We start from the raw sequence: 17,547 nt of genomic DNA on the forward strand, positions 1-17,547 counted from the left end.
CGCCCAGGAGAATAATCATATTCTTGAAGCGGCTTTTTCTCTTTGTAACGACACAATACTTACTTTTAAATACTGAGCAACAATAATGTGCGTACTTTTAATTTGTAGTTATAGATTCTAAACTAATACTTAAGCAAATGAGAAAATAATGAAGACACCGAGAGTCAGCATACCATTAAAATAATAAAAGAGAAGGACGTGGAGTTTCATGGAGCCTACAACACAAACAATGAAAAAAGAAGAAATTTTGAACGCATATCATTTCCGGCATGCAACGAAGGTATTTGATGATTCACGGAAAATTACAGCGGAGGATTTTGAATTTATTCTGGAAACAGGAAGGTTATCACCGAGTTCGATCGGATTCGAGCCATGGAAGTTCTTGATTGTGCAAAAACCGGAGCTACGCCAGCGCTTGTCTGAAGTATCCTCTGGAGCGCAGAAGCAATTGGCAACGGCGAGCCATTTCGTGGTCATTCTGGCCCGGACCGATGCAAGTTATAATTCCCCTTATGCGGAGTACATGCTCAAAGAGATTAAGGGCATGCCGGATGATGTGTTTGAGTTAACAAGTGCGGCATACGGAAATTTTCAAAACAACCAGCGTCTGCTTGAGAACCCAAAAACGCTATTCGATTGGGCATCCAAACAGACTTACATTGCACTTGGCAATATGATGACCTCGGCAGCTCTTATTGGCATCGATTCTTGCCCGATTGAAGGTTTCAGCTACCAGGATGTGCATCGTATTCTCGAAGAAGAAGGTTTGCTGGAGAATGGAGCGTGGGACATTTCGATGATGGCGGCGTTTGGCTATCGTGCAGAGGAACCTAAACGCGAAAAGTCTCGGCAACCTCTGGACAAGATTACAGAATGGATTGAGTAAATAAAATCATACGAAGTAAGCCTCGGTTATCTTCTGTTACATCAAGGAGGTAGCAGGGGCTGATTTGACAAATGCCAACGCTTATATAAAACACATTAATAAAAATGAAGCTTGCTTATATATAGACATCTATGTATAATGAGGTCATGCCAAAATATAATGCAATTGCACTAATCGCTAGGATCAGGGATCATGTGAACAAACGCATTGTTCAGGAACTGGAGCAGCACGACGTTACGGGGATTGTTCCATCCCACGGTGACATTTTGATGTTTTTGTACCGTGAAGATTCGCTGTCCATCAAGACGCTGGCCGAACGTGTTCATCGTACCCAGCCAACGGTGACCGTGCTTGTGAACAAGCTGGAGAAGCTGGGCTATGTGGAACGCAGCAAGAGTGCGGAAGACAGCCGGGTGACGTTGATTCGCCTCACAGAGCAAGGACGGCAGCTTAAGCCCATTTTTGAACAAGTATCGGAGACAATTCAGGAAATGGTCTATGGTGGAATGACAGATGAGCAAGCGGAACAGCTGGAAAGTCTGTTGATTGGAATCGTTCATAAGCTATAAAAAAAGAAAAAAATTTTTTTAGACAAAAACATAGATATCTATGAATAGGTCTAGTGAGTATCAATTGCTTCACTATGCAGCAGCATAATATAACAATAACCTGGAGGTAATCTATTATGAAACATCTTATCGTATATGCACATCCCCACGCAGACAGCTTCAATCGCGCCATTCTAAACACGGCTGTAGAAGCACTTGAAGCCCAAGGTCATGAAGTTGTTGTTCGTGATCTGTATGCTCTGGAATTTCAGCCTGTATTGAGCGCAGCTGACACGGCATCCATGCGAGCAGGACAGAATCCACAAGATATTGCGACAGAGCAGAAGTTTATCACGGATGCCGATGCAATTACGTTTATCTACCCAATCTGGTGGACAGGGCTGCCGGCAATTTTGAAAGGGTACGTTGACCGGGTATTTGCATATGGTTTTGCTTATGCTTCAGGCGAAGCAGGAATCGAGAAGCTGTTAACAGGCAAAAAAGGACTGATCATCAATACACACGGTACACCTAGTGACATATATGACCAGATTGGCATGACTGCCGGTATGAAAATGACTTCCGATGTCGGAATATTTGATTTCGTAGGAATTGAATCCGTGGATCATTTGTTCTTTGGCAGTATCGGATATCTGGATGATGCAGCTTATCAATCCATGCTAGAGCAAGTAAAGCAAACGGTAAGCACCAAATTCTAACGAAGACTAATGCAACAATTGGCAGGTCGATTCGCATCATGAATCGACCTGTTTGGTTTGCAAAATAGAAGAAAGGGGGTATAATCTTACCCATGGAACCTTTACTCATATTTAAAGCTTTGTCCAACGAGACACGCAGGCAGATACTGTCATGGCTCAAAGATCCGGAGCAGCATTTCTCACCTCTGGAATTGTCTCAGCATCCCGATAAAGGGAAGAGCGGGATCTGTGTCGGAACCATTCAGATGAAGGCTGGATTGGCTCAATCCGTCATATCCAGTTATTTGCTGACCATGCTCAAAGCCGGGCTGCTGCTCTCCGAGCGCAGGGGCCAGTGGACGTATTATCGCCGCAACGAAGAAACCATTCGTCAATTTGCCGAGTATGTACAGCACGAGTTATAAAGCCGGACGCCAGGACGGAAGCAAGAATGCAGCAGCAGGCGGGGATTCCGTCCGGATGTAAACGGCGAAGAACAATGCTGGTACTCCAATTTTTATGTATTTTTACATCTATATATCTGGATATACAAAAATATATTTCACCAAAGGAGAACTTCTCATAATGACTACTGATAATCAAGCTTCATCCCATAAACAACATATTAACGACGTTAAGCTGTCCATCCTGGATCTGGCTCCTGTCGTTGTGGGTGCTACACCTGCAGATGCGCTCCGCAATAGTCTGGATCTGGCACAGCATGCGGAGCGTTGGGGATACCATCGCTACTGGGTAGCTGAGCATCATAATATGCCAGGTATTGCTTCTTCCGCTACATCGGTAGTGATCGGATACCTGGCAAGTGGCACGAATACCATTCGTCTCGGTTCCGGTGGCATCATGCTGCCCAACCATGCACCACTCGTTATTGCCGAGCAGTTCGGAACACTGGAATCCCTATATCCGGGCCGTATCGATCTTGGACTGGGCCGTGCACCAGGTAGTGACCGCCGTACATCTCTTGCACTGCGCAAGGATCTGAACAGCGGAGAAGACTTCCCGGAATTGCTGGCTGAGCTGAGAGCGTACTTCGATACATCTGCTACATCCTATCATGCACCTGTTCGTGCGGTGCCGGGTGAAGGGTTGAACATCCCAATTTACCTGCTCGGTTCCAGTGATTTCAGTGCACGTTTGGCAGGGCGGCTCGGATTGCCGTTTGCTTTTGCCAGCCACTTCTCGCCCGATTATACTCGTATTGCCCTTGAAACATATCGAAGCAGCTTCCAGCCCTCTGACACACTGAAGGAGCCGCATGTTATTGTAGGTGTGAATGCAGTTGTTGCGGATACGGATGAAGAAGCAGCTTGCCTCGGCACAACAATGCAGCAGCAGTTCCTGAACATCATCCGCGGGACGACAGGACTGGTACAACCACCAGCCGATATGGAAGGCAAATGGACCGACCGCGAGCGAGCTGGAGTGGAACAGACGCTGAAAGCAGCCGTGAACGGCTCACCTGAGACGGTACGTGGACAGCTTGAATCATTTATTGCCCAGACACAAGCGGATGAGGTTATTATTACATCTATGATTTATGACCATCAGGCACGTCTGCATTCTTATGAATTGATCGCACAATTGGCGGGTAAGGCATAACTTTAACAGCATAAGAACAAGGATTAGAATATCGGATCAATAACGGGTCGCCCTCGCAAGAGGCGGTCCGTTTTTGCTTATCAAGAACTCATCCTAATGAATTTATGAGGCAGTTCTGATTTTTTAGGGTAAAATGACATTACGGTCTATTTTGAAACGGTTAAAAGAGCCGTACGTATAAACCAAGAGCATTATACATATGTTGGCTTGTACAAGTTTCTTTATTCGCATGTGCATGAGGCATGCAGTATGAAAGCTTATTTTTATCATGATCAGATACATAAGAGAGGAAGACATGCCCATGGAGCAACCTGAACAACCCCGCATTTGGCCGGATCGGTTTAAGCGGTTTTTTCTGAACAACAAGTTTGTCCTATTTCTGCTGATTCTACTGCTGGTCGGATTAAACGTGATGGTGCTAACGAAGATATCCTTTGTTCTGCATCCAGTTGCGGTGCTAATCAAGACGATTGTACTGCCTATCATTCTGTCAGGTATCCTCTACTATCTGCTGAATCCGCTGGTGGATGTGATGGAAAAGTGGAAGATTAAGCGTGGATGGTCGATACTGATCCTTTACCTCGCGATTGGCGGCATTTTGACGGTTGTTGTATTGGCAGTCATTCCAGTGCTCCGCAATCAGATTATGGGGCTTATCGCCAATTTCCCGATGTATAGTGAAAATGTCAGACAGCAGTTCGAGGAGCTTACGGGCAGTCAGCTGTTCAGTCAGGTCCAGGAAACGGTGAACATGAACTGGCAGGACTGGTGGGGAACGATCTCCGAGAAAGCTACAGAGATTCTGAATTCCACCTGGAATAAACTCGGCGGTTTCCTTGGAGCTTTTACCGAAACGGTATTATCCATTGTAACCGTACCATTTATTCTGTTTTACCTGCTTAAGGACGGGAAGAAGCTTCCGGAGAAGATCCTGTCGTTTCTGCCGATCAAAAGCCGTACGGGTGCCATGGAGGTACTTCACGACATTAACCACCAGATCAGTTCGTTCATTCGCGGGCAAATTATCGTGAGCTTCTGTATCGGTATCCTGCTCTATATCGGTTATATGATCATTGGACTGGATTACGCATTGATTCTGGCCATTATCGCTTCCTTTACCAGCGTGGTGCCGTATCTGGGACCTGCGATTGCCATTACGCCTGCACTCATTGTGGCACTGGTGACTTCTCCCGTGATGCTGCTGAAAATGGTGGCGGTATGGACGATTGTGCAGCTAATTGAAGGGAAGTTTATCTCTCCACAGATCATGGGCAAAACGCTCAAAATTCATCCGATCACAATTATCTTTGTCATTCTGACATCAGGCAATCTGTTCGGTGTAGTAGGCATTCTGCTGGCCGTTCCGGGTTATGCGGTGCTTAAGGTCTGTGTATCCCACATTTTCAACTGGTTCAAGAGCCGTTCCGGTCTGTATGATCCAAACAAAAACAATCTATTGTAGGTTACTGCATGTGGAAAACGGTACCCTTAACGAAAGAGAACCCCTGTCATCGGCAGCAGCCGAAATACGGGGGTTCTCTTTGTCTGAACAGGCTGGCTTACGCCTAGCCATGTTTAATATGCTGGAGCGTTTGCAGGAAGATTTGCTCAATATGCGTATCATCCAGAGAATAATACACCGTCTTGCCTTCCTTGCGACGCTTGACGATCCGCATGTTGCGGAGTGAACGCAGCTGGTGTGAAATGGCCGACTGTCCCATATCAAGCAGCACCGTCAGATCATGTACACATAATTCCTTCTGCAACAGCGCATCAATAATACGTAGTCGGGTTGGGTCACTGAACGCCTTGAACCAATCCGCCATCTCGGAAGAAGTCTCCCGATCTATAAGGGAAGTGCGGATGGACTCTACGTCCGCTTCCGTTCCCGAGCAGGCCGCATCACAATCCGCTGGCGCTTTAACCGGTTGTTCCATTTCCTATCACCGCCTATGCTAGCAACTATACGCCTATTATATCCAAAAAACGTCTAAAGCGAAATGATTACTATTAGCATATTCTGTCTGTAAAATCAACATCGATCGTTGACACTCCAGTTTAGGCGTGCATATAATAGGGTTAATCAAATATATGAATGGTTGCTCATATATTAACTTCAATTAAAATGTTCATGCTGTTTCAAACTGCAAAGGGGAGAATTCACATGGGAACCGGTCAGGAACAGGTGAAACGAGAACTGCTGCTGGATGGATTGGATTGTGCCAATTGTGCGCTGAAGATTGAGAATGGTGTCAAAAAAATAAAGGGTATAACGGATTGCTCCGTTAATTTCGTAACGAAAACCCTGCTGGTGCATACAACTTCCGATATGGATGAGCAAGTTATGGAAGAAGCGAAGCGTAAGGTCCTGCGGCTTGAGCCGCACATTCGCATCTCGGAAAAAGGGAGACCGCCGCTCGGCAATCAGGCTTCTGCCGGGCTGGGAGATCCATTGGACGGCCAACTGCACACACATGCAGAAACAGCTGTGGAAGGACATCATCACCATAGCCATGGTCATGGCGCTCATCATCATGCGCATGATCATCACAGTCATGCCGGGCATGACCACGGTCATTCACATGATCATGATGCGCATGCCGGGCATTCGCACGAGCATGGTGCAGGACAGACGAAGGTGCTGCTTGCCCGGCTTGCTGCCGGCTCTGCCCTACTTGCTGCGGCCATCTGGTCCCCACTGGACGGATGGGCACAGCTCGCTCTCTATATCGTTGCTTATCTGATTGCAGGAGGAGATATCGTCCTCCAGGCTTGCAAAAACATCATTCGTGGTCAGGTATTCGACGAGTACTTCCTGATGTCGGTTGCAACGATTGGTGCTTTTGCCATTGGTGAGTATCCTGAAGGGGTAGCGGTTATGCTCTTCTATCAGCTTGGGGAGCTGTTTCAGGGTATGGCGGTTAACCGCTCTCGCAAGTCGATTCAGTCGCTTATGGACATTCGCCCGGACTATGCCAATATTCTGGTCGGTTCTGGCGATGAGACCAAGCGTGTCTCTCCGGAAGATGTGCGCATCGGTGATCGCATCGTTGTCCGTGCGGGTGAGAAGGTTCCGCTGGATGGAATGGTGAAGGCAGGACATTCCATGGTAGACACGTCTGCTCTTACAGGGGAATCCGTTCCTCGGGAACTGGAGCCTGGAAGTGATGTACTCAGTGGTTTTGTGAATAAGAATGGTATGCTGACGATTGAAGTGACCAAAACCTTCGGAGAATCGACGGTATCCAAGATTCTGGATCTGGTGCAGAATGCCAGCAGCCGCAAAGCGAAAACGGAACACTTCATCAGTAAATTTGCCCGTTATTACACGCCGATCGTCGTTATTCTTGCAGCGTTGATTGCGTTCGTACCTCCGCTCGTGCTTAGTGGTGCAACATTTGCCGATTGGATTTATCGTGCACTGGTCTTTCTGGTCATCTCCTGTCCATGCGCACTGGTAGTTTCCATTCCACTCGGATTCTTCGGCGGGATCGGGGCTGCCTCCCGTAACGGGATTCTGGTGAAAGGCAGCAATTACCTTGAAGCATTGAATGATGTGAAAATAGTTGTTTTTGATAAAACGGGTACATTAACCAAAGGTGTATTCAACGTAACGGCTATTCGTCCGGAAGGCGAACGTACAGAAGGTGAACTGATGGAACTCGCAGCGATCGCGGAGGCCCAATCGAATCACCCCATCGCCGAATCGATTCGTGCAGCCTGGGCCAGAGATATCCGTACACAAGGTGTTGAAGGATATGACGAGGTTGCCGGACATGGGATCAGAGTCCGTGTGGATGGCCGTGAAGTGCTGGCAGGGAACGCGAAACTGATGGAACAGGCGGGTATTACTTATACCAAGCCAGAGACGGTAGGAACAGTGGTACACGTTGCTGAAGCAGGCGCATATGCTGGCCATTTGATTATTGCGGATGAAGTGAAGGATGATGCTGCGGCAGCGATACAGGCACTGAAGACACTCGGCATCCGCAAAACGGTCATGCTCACAGGTGATGCCAAAGCCGTTGGTGAAGCCGTTGGCCAGCAGCTGGGAATCGATGAGGTATACGCTGAGCTTCTGCCTCAGCACAAAGTAGAACGGCTCGAAGAGCTCGAAGCGGGCAAGTCCCCGAAGGAGAAAATGGTGTTTGTCGGGGATGGCATCAACGATACACCTGTGCTGGCTCGTGCGGATGTAGGTGTAGCCATGGGAGGACTCGGGTCTGATGCTGCCATCGAAGCCGCAGATGTGGTCATCATGACGGATGAACCATCCAGATTGGCAAGCGCCATCCGCATTGCGAAGCGGACACGAATGATTGTCTGGCAAAATATCGGTTTTGCCTTGGGCGTTAAGGTGATCTTCCTACTGCTGGGAGTGTTCGGCATAGCCACGATGTGGGAAGCTGTTTTCTCCGATGTGGGTGTTACGGTTCTGGCCGTTCTGAACGCTATGCGGGTGCTGCGTGTGAAGAACATTTAAGTTTTCGAAACGAACGACGCGGCTCTTCGTATATACGTAGAGCCGTTTTTTTATTTTTATGGCTGCAGGCATGTTTAGAGGCACGTTTGAAGAGAAGGGGAGAACAATTTGGCAGGAGCAATTGTAGGGTTAATATGCGGAGTGTGCTATTTCGTGCTGGGGTTAATGCTGTTCAAAAAACCGCCGAAAAAGATTAATGGCATATATGGTTATCGTACCCCGCGCGCCATGAGTGATCCCGATTTATGGGACGAAGCTCAGCGTTACAGCGCAAACCTGATGATGCAGTTTGGGGTCATAATTACGGTGTTTGGTATTCTTGGATTCTGGTTTACCGATGTACAGGCACTCGTACTCAGTCTGTTTGCAGTTGCGTTCTATACATTCAGACTGTTTACGAAAGTGGAAGGGCGCTTAAAGGAAGTACAGCATGCTCAGAAGCGGAAGCAAAGCGAGCAAGGTGCATCATAGAAAATCGTAGTTTGATGTATATAAGATAGAGGCAGAAGATCCGCGAAAGCGGGTCTTTTTTGTGTTCGGTGAGGTCATGGCGCTGCTGCAGATCAAATCTAACGTTGACGTTAACGTTATAATTATATATAATTATGTACATAACATTATAGACATATAAAAGTGAGGTGAAGGAAATGAGCTTGTATAAGATCGACGACGTAGCCAAGGAATGTGGTTTGACGAAGCGTACCATCCGGTATTACGAAGAGATTGGTGTCATGCCTTCACCTCAGCGGACGGACGGTGGCACGCGGCTGTATACGAGAGAGGATATCGACTATCTGAAAAAGGTCGTCCGTGCCAAGGAAGTGCTTGGCTTCTCCCTACAGGAACTGCATACGTATATCGCAATGGCTGATGTGCTGAATGAGCAGCGATTTGATTACCAGCAGACAACCGAAGTGAAGGAACGGATTGAAAAACTCACCAGTATGGATGTAACGCTGGGTGGTCAACTACAGTTAATTGAACAGAAACTGCAGAGTATTCATGCCGTACAGGCAGAGCTGGAGGATTTGCGAGAACGGGTTCAGAACGGGATTCAGCGATTACAAAAGAATGAGATTACGAAACATCCGGAAGACGGATAAGCAAGAGAGCAACACATAACCCCATACAAACGAAATCGTGCAAGCACCGGAGAGCCGGTGTCATTTTGTGCCGTTTTGTTTCACTTGATTTTGAAAATGAAATGAAAATTTCATGCATTACAATTATATTTCAATTCATAACCAGGAGGTATCATGTATGAAAAGAGAACCATCCTTACCTGATGAACTGCCGTCATCACGCGGAGGATTACTGTCCCAACCACGGGCTGTATGGGCTGTCGCCTTCGCTTGTATCATTTCATTTATGGGGCTGGGATTGGTTGACCCGATCCTGCCTGCCATTGCAGATCAGCTGCATGCATCCAAAAGTCAGGTTTCCTTGCTGTTTACAAGCTATAACGCCGTAACCGGGATTGCCATGCTGATTACTGGCGTTGTTTCCAGCCGGATCGGTGTCAAATGGACGCTGCTTAGCGGGATTTTACTTATCGTCATCTTCTCTGCTCTGGGCGGAACATCAGATACGGTTGGTGCCCTGGTTGGTTACCGGGGAGGCTGGGGGCTAGGTAATGCCTTGTTTATCGCTACAGCGTTATCTGCCATTGTTGGTCTGTCCACTTCGGGGACAGCCAAAGCGATTATTTTGTACGAAGCTGCCCTGGGTCTTGGTATTGCCGTAGGTCCACTGCTTGGTGGTGAGCTTGGTTCCATCTCATGGCGTGGCCCATTCTATGGCGTTGCAGTCCTGATGATGATTGCCTTTATCAGCATTACGTTTATGCTGCCCAAAATGGCCAAGCCGAAAACACGCAGTTCCTTGTCCGATCCGTTCAAGGCGCTGGGTTATCCATCCCTGAAAACACTGGCGATTACTGCCTTTCTGTATAACTTTGGTTTCTTCACGTTGATGGCTTATTCACCTTATGTGATGAACCTGGATGAGCACGGACTTGGTTATGTGTTCTTTGGCTGGGGCCTCATGCTTGCGATTACGTCTGTATTCGTGGCACCAAGACTGCAGCGTCGATTCGGCTCGGTCCCTTCCATGAGTGTTATGCTGACCCTGTTTGCGATTGACCTTATTGTTATGGCCATGGGTACAGTCATGGGATCGTCCACAACTGTCATTGTTGCTGTTATCGTTGCCGGGATATTCCTCGGTATCAACAACACATTGATTACGACGGCTGTTATGGAGGCTGCTCCGGTTGAACGCTCGGTTGCGTCCGCTGCCTACAGCTTCGTACGTTTCCTTGGCGGTGCGCTGGCACCTTGGCTTGCAGGTAAATTGTCGGAATGGTTCCTGCCGGAAACACCGTTTTATTTTGGCGCATTGATGGTATTGGTTGGTGTCGTGGTTCTGCTTGCACGCCGTAGACATCTGCGTGATATCGATGCAGCAATTACACATTAATGGATGGGGGAATTGAAATGCTGGAACGAATCGTAGTGGCTGTTGATGGGTCGGATCATGCTCATAAGGCGTTGGAAACAGCAGTTGACTTAGCTGAAAATTTGAAGCATCCCGCCAGATTGATTATCGTGCATGTGAATCCTTCCATATCGTTGAATGAGCCGGCTCTGGGAGTAGACCTCGAAGCCCGAATTGCGGAAGAAGGGCGGCATATTATTGCACCGGTAGAACAGCTGTTGTCCGGACATTCTATTCCTTATGAGACGCTGCTGATAGCAGGAGACCCGGTAAACGAGATCTGCCGGGTATCGCGTGAGAGAGAGGGCAATCTCATTGTAATGGGCACAGGCGGCAAAAGCGTGCTGGCTGAAATCGTCGTTGGCAGTGTCAGCCACGGTGTATTGAAACAAGCAGAATGCCCGGTATTAACGGTGAAATAGAACTCTGCCGTAATTGGGGCTGGGTTGAAGATACTGCTGTGGTGTATAAATAGATAAAGGATAACTGCGATCACAAAGTTGTTCAGTCATGGACTTGACCCAATATAAACTATTTAGGTCAGACCTGCAGCATTGATGGATTGGAGGATTCAATAATGAAAAAACAACATCTGTTTATCGGTGGTAAACCCACGGAATCCGTAGAATATAAGGCACTTCAGGCACCGTATTCCGGAGAAACATTGGCGGAAGTGTCTACCGCCTCGGCGAAGGAGGCAGAAGCAGCCATAACAGCTGCCGTTCAGGCCGGCAAAGAGATGCGCTTCATGCCTGCCCATAAGCGTGCAGACATTCTTTACAAACTCTCGGCCCTGCTGGAAGAGCGGAAGGAAGAGGCGGCACGAGTGATTGCGCTGGAAGCTGCCAAACCGATCACGGCCGCCCTTGCGGAAGTGGATCGTACCGTGGAAACGTACCGTTTTGCCGCAGAAGAAGCGAAGCGGTTGACGGGAGAGACTGTTCCCCTGGATGCAGCCAAGGGCGGCGAAGGGCGCATCGGATATACCATGCGACAGCCTCTGGGTGTCATCGGGGCGATTACGCCGTTTAATTTTCCGATGAATTTGGTGGCACACAAGGTTGGACCTGCACTTGCAGCAGGCAATACCATTGTTCTGAAACCGGCTGAGCAGACACCGTTGTCTGCCTTCTATATTGCAAACCTGCTTCAGGAAGCCGGGTTGCCGGATGGGGCATTAAACGTGGTAAGCGGAGATGGCAAAACGATTGGTGATGTGCTCGTATCCGATCCACGCATAGCCCATATTACATTTACGGGCAGCCTGGCGGTAGGTACAAGCATTCGCAGTCAGGCGGGATTGAAACGGGTAACGCTGGAACTTGGATCAAATGCAGCTGTCATTGTGGATCAGGATGCGGATCTGGACAAAGTCGTGCCAAGATGCGTGACAGGTGCTTTTACGTATCAGGGTCAGGTATGCATTTCATTGCAGCGTATCTATGTACACCGTGCCATTGCAGACGAATTCATACGCCGCTTCGCGGAAGCAGCGAATCAAGTCGTAATAGGAGATCCGCTGAACCCGGATACGGTTGTTTCGGCCCTTATTACAGCCAAAGACGTACAGCGGACACTGGATTGGATCGGAGAGGCAAAACAGGCAGGAGCTACGGTCGCCGCAGGAGGAGAGGCTGAAGGAGGCGTGCTGCGTCCAACCGTGCTCGTTAACGTGCCGCGTGATGCCAAGGTGTCGTGCCAGGAAGTCTTTGCACCGATTGTTGTAATTAACACTGTTGACTCGGTCCAAGAAGGCATTGAGTACGTAAATGATTCTATCTATGGACTGCAGGCTGGTATATTCACGAACAATATTCATACAGCACTGCATGCAGCTGATCATATCGAGGCTGGAGGGGTCATAATTAACGACATTCCTACGTTCCGGGTGGATCACATGCCATACGGTGGTGTGAAGCAGAGCGGTATGGGACGTGAAGGTGTCAAATACGCCGTTGAAGAAATGACAGAACTCAAATTTGTCATGTTCAATAAAAATTAAGGATGTTTGCAAACAGGCTGTTTTGCCCTGTCTAACATGAAGTAATAATAAGGTCCTGCACCCAATGCTGTTGGTGTGGGACTTTTCTTATATCAATCAATAGGAAATAGTGAAAACACTTTCGATTTCCCTTCTGACCCCCGGTTCACATCCCATCAGAAGGGTATAAATATTTTACATACCGCAAAACAATCGACTAATTGTTGTCCCCATCTTGTACCTAACTCAATCAACATAAAAAGCAGTATGAATAAACCTGAATCATAAGGCAGTGTAGACAGGAGGTGTTGCGAATGGCGTATACCATGGCTGACGTATCCGGCATGTCCGGTATAAGTCTGAATGAATTGAGCCAATATGTGAAATCAGGTTGGCTAACACCTGCATTTGCAGGTAGAGACCAGAATGAAGTTTATTATGAGAAACCAGAGCTGTTGAAGCTCCAGCAGATTCTGTTCTGTAAGGAGCTGGGAGTGGAGCAGGAAGAAATCGGCTCCATGCTGCAGGAGGATCATCACGATATCATTCAACTGATGCAGCAACAGCGCATTCAGCTGCTGGAGAAGGCCTTGCATTTGCATGGCTTGATCCAGACTCTGGACAAAACCATTTCCCATTTGCAGGGAGAATATGAGCTTGAGGTTCGGGAGTTGTATCAGGGTTTTGTCAAAAAAGGGCATCACAGTATGCTGCCTGATTCAACGGAGGCACCGAGCCATGAACCGGTCATAACGAATAACTGGCATCCAGCACAATCTGAATCAGCCGTATCTTATGACGGGGAACTCAAAACCAAAGAAGATTACCTGGATTCCCAGGAAAAAATAGACCGAATCAACCGGGACTTACAGCGGGCGATCGAAGATGGCCTGACACCTGAATCCCCGGTAGTTCAGCATATCATTGGCAGACATCTCGAATGGGTCAAGGATTATTACACGCCTACTGCCGAAATCTATCGTGATTTGGGCAATCTGTATGTGGAGCATCAAAATTTCCGCCAAATGTACGATGGTTATCATCCGAAGCTGGCTGAATTTTTGCGAGACGGCATGATGATCAAAGCGGAACAGGAATTGACCTAGATGCATAGAGTAACCATGGGCGAGCAGAACATGGATGTAAAGGCATAAACCAAAAAGCACAGACCACTAATGGTCTGTGCTTTTTGGCTATCTTCAGTACGTATTGCTGTAACGACCTGCTTATTATAGGTACAATGACCTTCGGCAGAACCGTGGTTACAGCTGCTCTGTGAGCAGTTTGACGGCCTGTTCCAGGAAAATACGATCTTCGTCGTCAAAACGGTTTTTGATCGGGCTGTCGATGTCGAGCACCCCATATAATTCGCCGTCTTTGATAATGGGCACGACAATCTCACTGTTCGATGCGGCATCGCAGGCTATATGACCTGGGAAAGCATGAACATCGTCTACAACGAGTGTGCGTCGTTCCGCCGCAGATGTGCCGCATACCCCGCGTCCGAGCGGAATACGGATGCAGGCGGGCAGCCCTTGGAACGGACCAAGAACAAGTTCTTTGCCATCATACAGGTAGAATCCGACCCAATTGGTATCGGTTAAAAATACATTGAGCAGCGCCGCAGCGTTTGCCAGATTGGCAATGGCGCTTGGTTCATCGCGGATCAGAGCACTTAACTGTCCCAGGACGGCGGTGTGCTGCTCGCTTCGTGTTCCTTCATAGGAAACAGCTTGAAACATGGTGAATCACCCTCCCGAGCAAAAATGGTACTTATTTTCAAGATAGTGCAGTACATGCCTTTAGTCAAGCGGAGGATTTCGGTAGAATTTTGATTGAGAAGGGGAAACCCCTGTAAATTCATCCTGTTTCTCAGCTTCTCGCACGGGGTAATTACTTAGCAATCACGGAGGGCTATAACCCTGGAAGGAGTTTGGATTATGCACGCAGAGGTACAGAATCTTTTTGTACGGATTCATCTTCTATATTTGGCCCAAAATCAGGATTTAACCGTCGGTGACGCACTGCCTCTATTGGAGGAACGCGGCTATCGAGTTGGCGAGCGGGAGATCAAGCAGGAGCTTGAACATCTCACGCAGGAGAACTTCCTGACCGCCCATGGCGACCAGTGGAGCCTGACCGGGACAGGCATTGAAGAGTATAAGGAAATTACGGCTGTGCTTGGCCGGGTCAGCGATGAGCTGCTGGGAGCAGATAAGAAGGCTTCAACCGCCTGAGGATGAAACTCTGGCAGGACAAGCTGTTACAGGACAGCTCGATTGAATCATACGTACAACAAGACCGGGACCCTTGCGGCCCGGTTTTTTTGATATCAAAACCGATGACTGAACTGTTGCCAATCGGCGCAGGTTATGTTTAGATGACTATTGAATCTTATGGTCTGCAGAGATGGATCGGATCGGAGTGTCTTTTTATGTATAAATCCAGAGGGAGAATTCCCGAACTCGAGACAGCACGACTTCGTCTGCGCAAAATGCGCCGCCGGGATGCGGCTCAGATGTTCGCATACTGGTCAGACCGGGAGGTGACCCGCTATATGAATCTGGCGCCGATGATCGGGACAAGTGAAGCTGCGGATATGATTGGGTTGCTTAATCATATGGCAGGGGAAGAGGAGGCGATTCGCTGGGGCATCGAACTGAAGGAGACAGGCCGTCTTATTGGTAGCTGTGGATACAATACCTGGCAGCTTGAAGGCGCATTCCGCGGAGAGATTGGTTACGAGCTGGGTCGTGACTACTGGCGGCATGGATATATGACCGAAGTGTTCTCGGTGATGCTGCCTTTCGGGTATGAGACCATGGGGCTTAACCGGATTGAAGCATTGGTCGACCCGCGAAATGCCGCTTCCGGTGAGTTTCTAATGAACCAAGGCTTCACGCGGGAAGGCCTGCTTCGCCAGGTACAGCATACGTCAACAGGGTATAAGGATATGGTGATGTACTCCCTGCTGTACGATGAGTGGCTGCGCAAGCACCGTAAATAAACAGAGAACTAAAGAGAGAAGGGTTTGTGTGAATACAACCGGAGGTTTGAAACGCAGTTTCATCTTGGCGGGATTGTTGCTGGCAACCTTTTTGTCGGCGATTGAAGGAACGGTCATTGGTCCGGCGGGGCCAACGATTGTCAGTGAGCTGGGAAGTGTGCAGCTGCTCAGCTGGATCTTTACCGCTTATCTGCTCACGATGGCTGTCAGCACGCCGATTTTTGGCAAGATCAGTGATCTTTACGGCCGAAAGCCCGTCTTCCTGATTGGCTGTGCATTGTTTTTGCTCGGTTCATTGCTATGCTGCTTCTCACAGAATATGGAGCAGCTGATTATTTTCCGTGCCATTCAGGGGATTGGGGCAGGAGCGGTTGTGCCTGTTACGTTTACGATTATTGGAGACATTTACCGAATTGAAGAACGAGGCAAGATTCAGGGCTGGATCAGTTCGGTGTGGGGCATATCTTCCCTGGCAGGGCCGCTGCTTGGCGGTTACTTTGTCGATAATCTTGGTTGGCAGTGGATTTTCGGATTCAACGTGCCATTTGGCCTGCTTGCCATGTGGTTCGTATTTCGTTATTTGAAGGAAGACATCTCACCTCGTACCGCCAAAATCGACTACGTCGGTGCGCTGACCTTCACGGTGGGCATAACGGCATTACTCTTTGTGTTGTCAGCAGGCGGGCAGTATTATGCCTGGAGCTCTCCGCTCATTTTGGGGCTGAGTGCAGTTGCGGTTGTATTCATGATCTTATTCTTTGTTGTTGAGAAAAGAGCCCAGGCGCCGATGGTTCCGCTGCATCTGTTCCGTATTCGGGATATCCGCGTTGCCAATATTGCGGGACTGCTCACCAGCACGTTGATGATCGGCCTGACCAGTTATTTGCCGTTATGGGTACAGGGCGTTCGCGGAGGCAACGCGACAGAATCCGGACTGCTGCTCGCGCCAATGTCTGTAGGCTGGTTAATCGGTAGCGTTTTGGCAGGTCGTCTGTTGATGAAAATCGGGTCACGTCTGACTGCGCTCATTGGATTGACCGGAATCGCGATTGGCTCGGGAGGGCTATTCCTGGTCGGGGGAACATCCCCGCAGGCCGTGCTGTTTATTTTGACCTTTATTTACGGACTTGGCTTTGGATTTGCGTTTACGATATTCACCATCATTGCACAGTCCTCTGTAGGATATCAGGAACGTGGATCTTCAACGGCACTGCATACGTTCATGCGTACTCTGGGGCAAACGATTGGCGCAGCCGTATTTGGCACATGGTTGAATTACCGGATATCGAAATTATCCAGTGAACAGCACCTGGCCGATGCCGGCATATCCGAAAGTGACTTGAATGAGCTGCTCGCACCGCATACAGATGCTGCCTTGTCGGATGACAAATGGGCATTGCTTCGGAATGTGCTGGAAGGCAGTCTGCATTCCCTGTTTGTCATCATGTTCGTCATTGCGATCGTATCCTGGTTAACCACATTAGCATTACGCAAACGTTTAATCGTACCGGAAGAGGCAGAGGCAGGGGCAGGAATGCCGAAACAGGCCAAGGTTGCCGGGAAGTGATTGTCTAACCCATGCGGTACATAAGACCGATACTTTGTTGATTAGCATGACGAGATAGAGCTTTGATTTTCACAAGAAGGCAGCTGTGATCAGCTGCTTTTTTTGTTGGTTCTAAATGGGGATTTGATATAATTTACAGCAGGTTTTTAATTTTTCGCCGTACCAGATGGAGTTATCTGGTATGAATGGGGCAGAGGTGTATTGAATAATTCAAGGACTGAATCTAATTGGTACATGCCATTTTCCATTAAATTATTTGCA

The 17,547-nt window shown here is 48.4% G+C and carries 18 protein-coding genes; 16 read left to right on the plus strand and 2 right to left on the minus strand.

Features of this window, described 5'->3' with window-relative positions; genetic code table 11:
- Positions 1 to 208 precede the first annotated feature (208 nt).
- The 6 genes from MHB82_RS02875 (at position 209) to MHB82_RS02900 (ending at position 5,214) form a co-directional block, all read left to right on the plus strand.
- Positions 209 to 886 (plus strand): NAD(P)H-dependent oxidoreductase, encoded by a 678-nt coding sequence (locus MHB82_RS02875; RefSeq protein ID WP_341173755.1) that lies wholly within the window; start codon positions 209 to 211, stop codon positions 884 to 886.
- Between the two features lie 194 nt (positions 887 to 1,080).
- Positions 1,081 to 1,455 carry a MarR family winged helix-turn-helix transcriptional regulator gene (locus MHB82_RS02880; RefSeq protein WP_341173756.1) on the plus strand — a complete coding sequence of 125 codons (375 nt, stop codon included), beginning with the start codon at positions 1,081 to 1,083 and terminating at the stop codon, positions 1,453 to 1,455.
- A gap of 116 nt (positions 1,456 to 1,571) precedes the next feature.
- Complete coding sequence (locus MHB82_RS02885) at positions 1,572 to 2,153, plus strand: NAD(P)H-dependent oxidoreductase (RefSeq protein ID WP_154896892.1); 582 nt, start codon at positions 1,572 to 1,574, stop codon at positions 2,151 to 2,153.
- Between the two features lie 92 nt (positions 2,154 to 2,245).
- Entirely contained in the window at positions 2,246 to 2,557 is a 312-nt protein-coding gene (locus tag MHB82_RS02890) for an ArsR/SmtB family transcription factor (protein ID WP_095362082.1), read from the plus strand.
- Between the two features lie 160 nt (positions 2,558 to 2,717).
- Positions 2,718 to 3,752, plus strand: a complete 1,035-nt coding sequence (locus tag MHB82_RS02895; RefSeq protein ID WP_341173757.1) for an LLM class flavin-dependent oxidoreductase — start codon at positions 2,718 to 2,720, stop codon at positions 3,750 to 3,752.
- Between the two features lie 301 nt (positions 3,753 to 4,053).
- Positions 4,054 to 5,214, plus strand: a complete 1,161-nt coding sequence (locus MHB82_RS02900) for an AI-2E family transporter (protein WP_095362084.1) — start codon at positions 4,054 to 4,056, stop codon at positions 5,212 to 5,214.
- Between the two features lie 103 nt (positions 5,215 to 5,317).
- On the opposite strand, the gene MHB82_RS02905 is transcribed toward MHB82_RS02900, so the two are convergent.
- The gene (locus MHB82_RS02905; protein ID WP_095362085.1) at positions 5,318 to 5,689 is read right to left on the minus strand and encodes an ArsR/SmtB family transcription factor; all 372 of its coding nucleotides are present in this window, start codon (positions 5,687 to 5,689) and stop codon (positions 5,318 to 5,320) included.
- A 227-nt stretch (positions 5,690 to 5,916) separates the two neighbouring features.
- On the opposite strand from MHB82_RS02905, the gene MHB82_RS02910 reads away from it, so the two are divergent.
- The 7 genes from MHB82_RS02910 to MHB82_RS02940 all read left to right on the plus strand — a co-directional run bounded on the left by MHB82_RS02910 (position 5,917) and on the right by MHB82_RS02940 (position 13,818).
- Positions 5,917 to 8,235 carry a heavy metal translocating P-type ATPase gene (locus MHB82_RS02910; protein WP_341173758.1) on the plus strand — a complete coding sequence of 773 codons (2,319 nt, stop codon included), beginning with the start codon at positions 5,917 to 5,919 and terminating at the stop codon, positions 8,233 to 8,235.
- Between the two features lie 108 nt (positions 8,236 to 8,343).
- Positions 8,344 to 8,706, plus strand: a complete 363-nt coding sequence (locus MHB82_RS02915) for an SdpI family protein (protein WP_095362087.1) — start codon at positions 8,344 to 8,346, stop codon at positions 8,704 to 8,706.
- Positions 8,707 to 8,882: 176 nt separating this feature from the next.
- Entirely contained in the window at positions 8,883 to 9,338 is a 456-nt protein-coding gene (locus tag MHB82_RS02920) for a MerR family transcriptional regulator (RefSeq protein ID WP_341173759.1), read from the plus strand.
- Positions 9,339 to 9,495: 157 nt separating this feature from the next.
- Positions 9,496 to 10,713 carry an MFS transporter gene (locus MHB82_RS02925; protein WP_341173760.1) on the plus strand — a complete coding sequence of 406 codons (1,218 nt, stop codon included), beginning with the start codon at positions 9,496 to 9,498 and terminating at the stop codon, positions 10,711 to 10,713.
- Positions 10,714 to 10,730: 17 nt separating this feature from the next.
- Complete coding sequence (locus MHB82_RS02930; protein ID WP_095362090.1) at positions 10,731 to 11,153, plus strand: universal stress protein; 423 nt, start codon at positions 10,731 to 10,733, stop codon at positions 11,151 to 11,153.
- A gap of 155 nt (positions 11,154 to 11,308) precedes the next feature.
- Positions 11,309 to 12,733: an aldehyde dehydrogenase family protein gene (locus MHB82_RS02935; protein WP_341173761.1), complete on the plus strand. Its 1,425-nt coding sequence runs from the start codon at positions 11,309 to 11,311 to the stop codon at positions 12,731 to 12,733.
- A gap of 293 nt (positions 12,734 to 13,026) precedes the next feature.
- The gene (locus MHB82_RS02940; RefSeq protein WP_341173762.1) at positions 13,027 to 13,818 is read left to right on the plus strand and encodes a MerR family transcriptional regulator; all 792 of its coding nucleotides are present in this window, start codon (positions 13,027 to 13,029) and stop codon (positions 13,816 to 13,818) included.
- A 156-nt stretch (positions 13,819 to 13,974) separates the two neighbouring features.
- Here MHB82_RS02940 and MHB82_RS02945 read toward each other — a convergent pair whose 3' ends face one another.
- Positions 13,975 to 14,454 carry a GAF domain-containing protein gene (locus MHB82_RS02945; RefSeq protein ID WP_095293228.1) on the minus strand — a complete coding sequence of 160 codons (480 nt, stop codon included), beginning with the start codon at positions 14,452 to 14,454 and terminating at the stop codon, positions 13,975 to 13,977.
- A 198-nt stretch (positions 14,455 to 14,652) separates the two neighbouring features.
- On the opposite strand from MHB82_RS02945, the gene MHB82_RS02950 reads away from it, so the two are divergent.
- The 3 genes from MHB82_RS02950 to MHB82_RS02960 all read left to right on the plus strand — a co-directional run bounded on the left by MHB82_RS02950 (position 14,653) and on the right by MHB82_RS02960 (position 17,286).
- Positions 14,653 to 14,949, plus strand: coding sequence for a hypothetical protein (locus MHB82_RS02950; protein WP_095293227.1), 297 nt, complete (start codon positions 14,653 to 14,655; stop codon positions 14,947 to 14,949).
- Between the two features lie 197 nt (positions 14,950 to 15,146).
- On the plus strand, positions 15,147 to 15,719 hold the full coding sequence (locus MHB82_RS02955) for a GNAT family N-acetyltransferase (protein WP_110755376.1): 573 nt from the start codon (positions 15,147 to 15,149) through the stop codon (positions 15,717 to 15,719).
- A 46-nt stretch (positions 15,720 to 15,765) separates the two neighbouring features.
- On the plus strand, positions 15,766 to 17,286 hold the full coding sequence (locus MHB82_RS02960) for an MDR family MFS transporter (protein WP_249281264.1): 1,521 nt from the start codon (positions 15,766 to 15,768) through the stop codon (positions 17,284 to 17,286).
- The last annotated feature ends 261 nt before the right edge of the window (positions 17,287 to 17,547 follow it).

Source organism: Paenibacillus sp. FSL K6-2862, from assembly GCF_038005125.1.
Lineage (GTDB): Bacteria > Bacillota > Bacilli > Paenibacillales > Paenibacillaceae > Paenibacillus > Paenibacillus illinoisensis_A.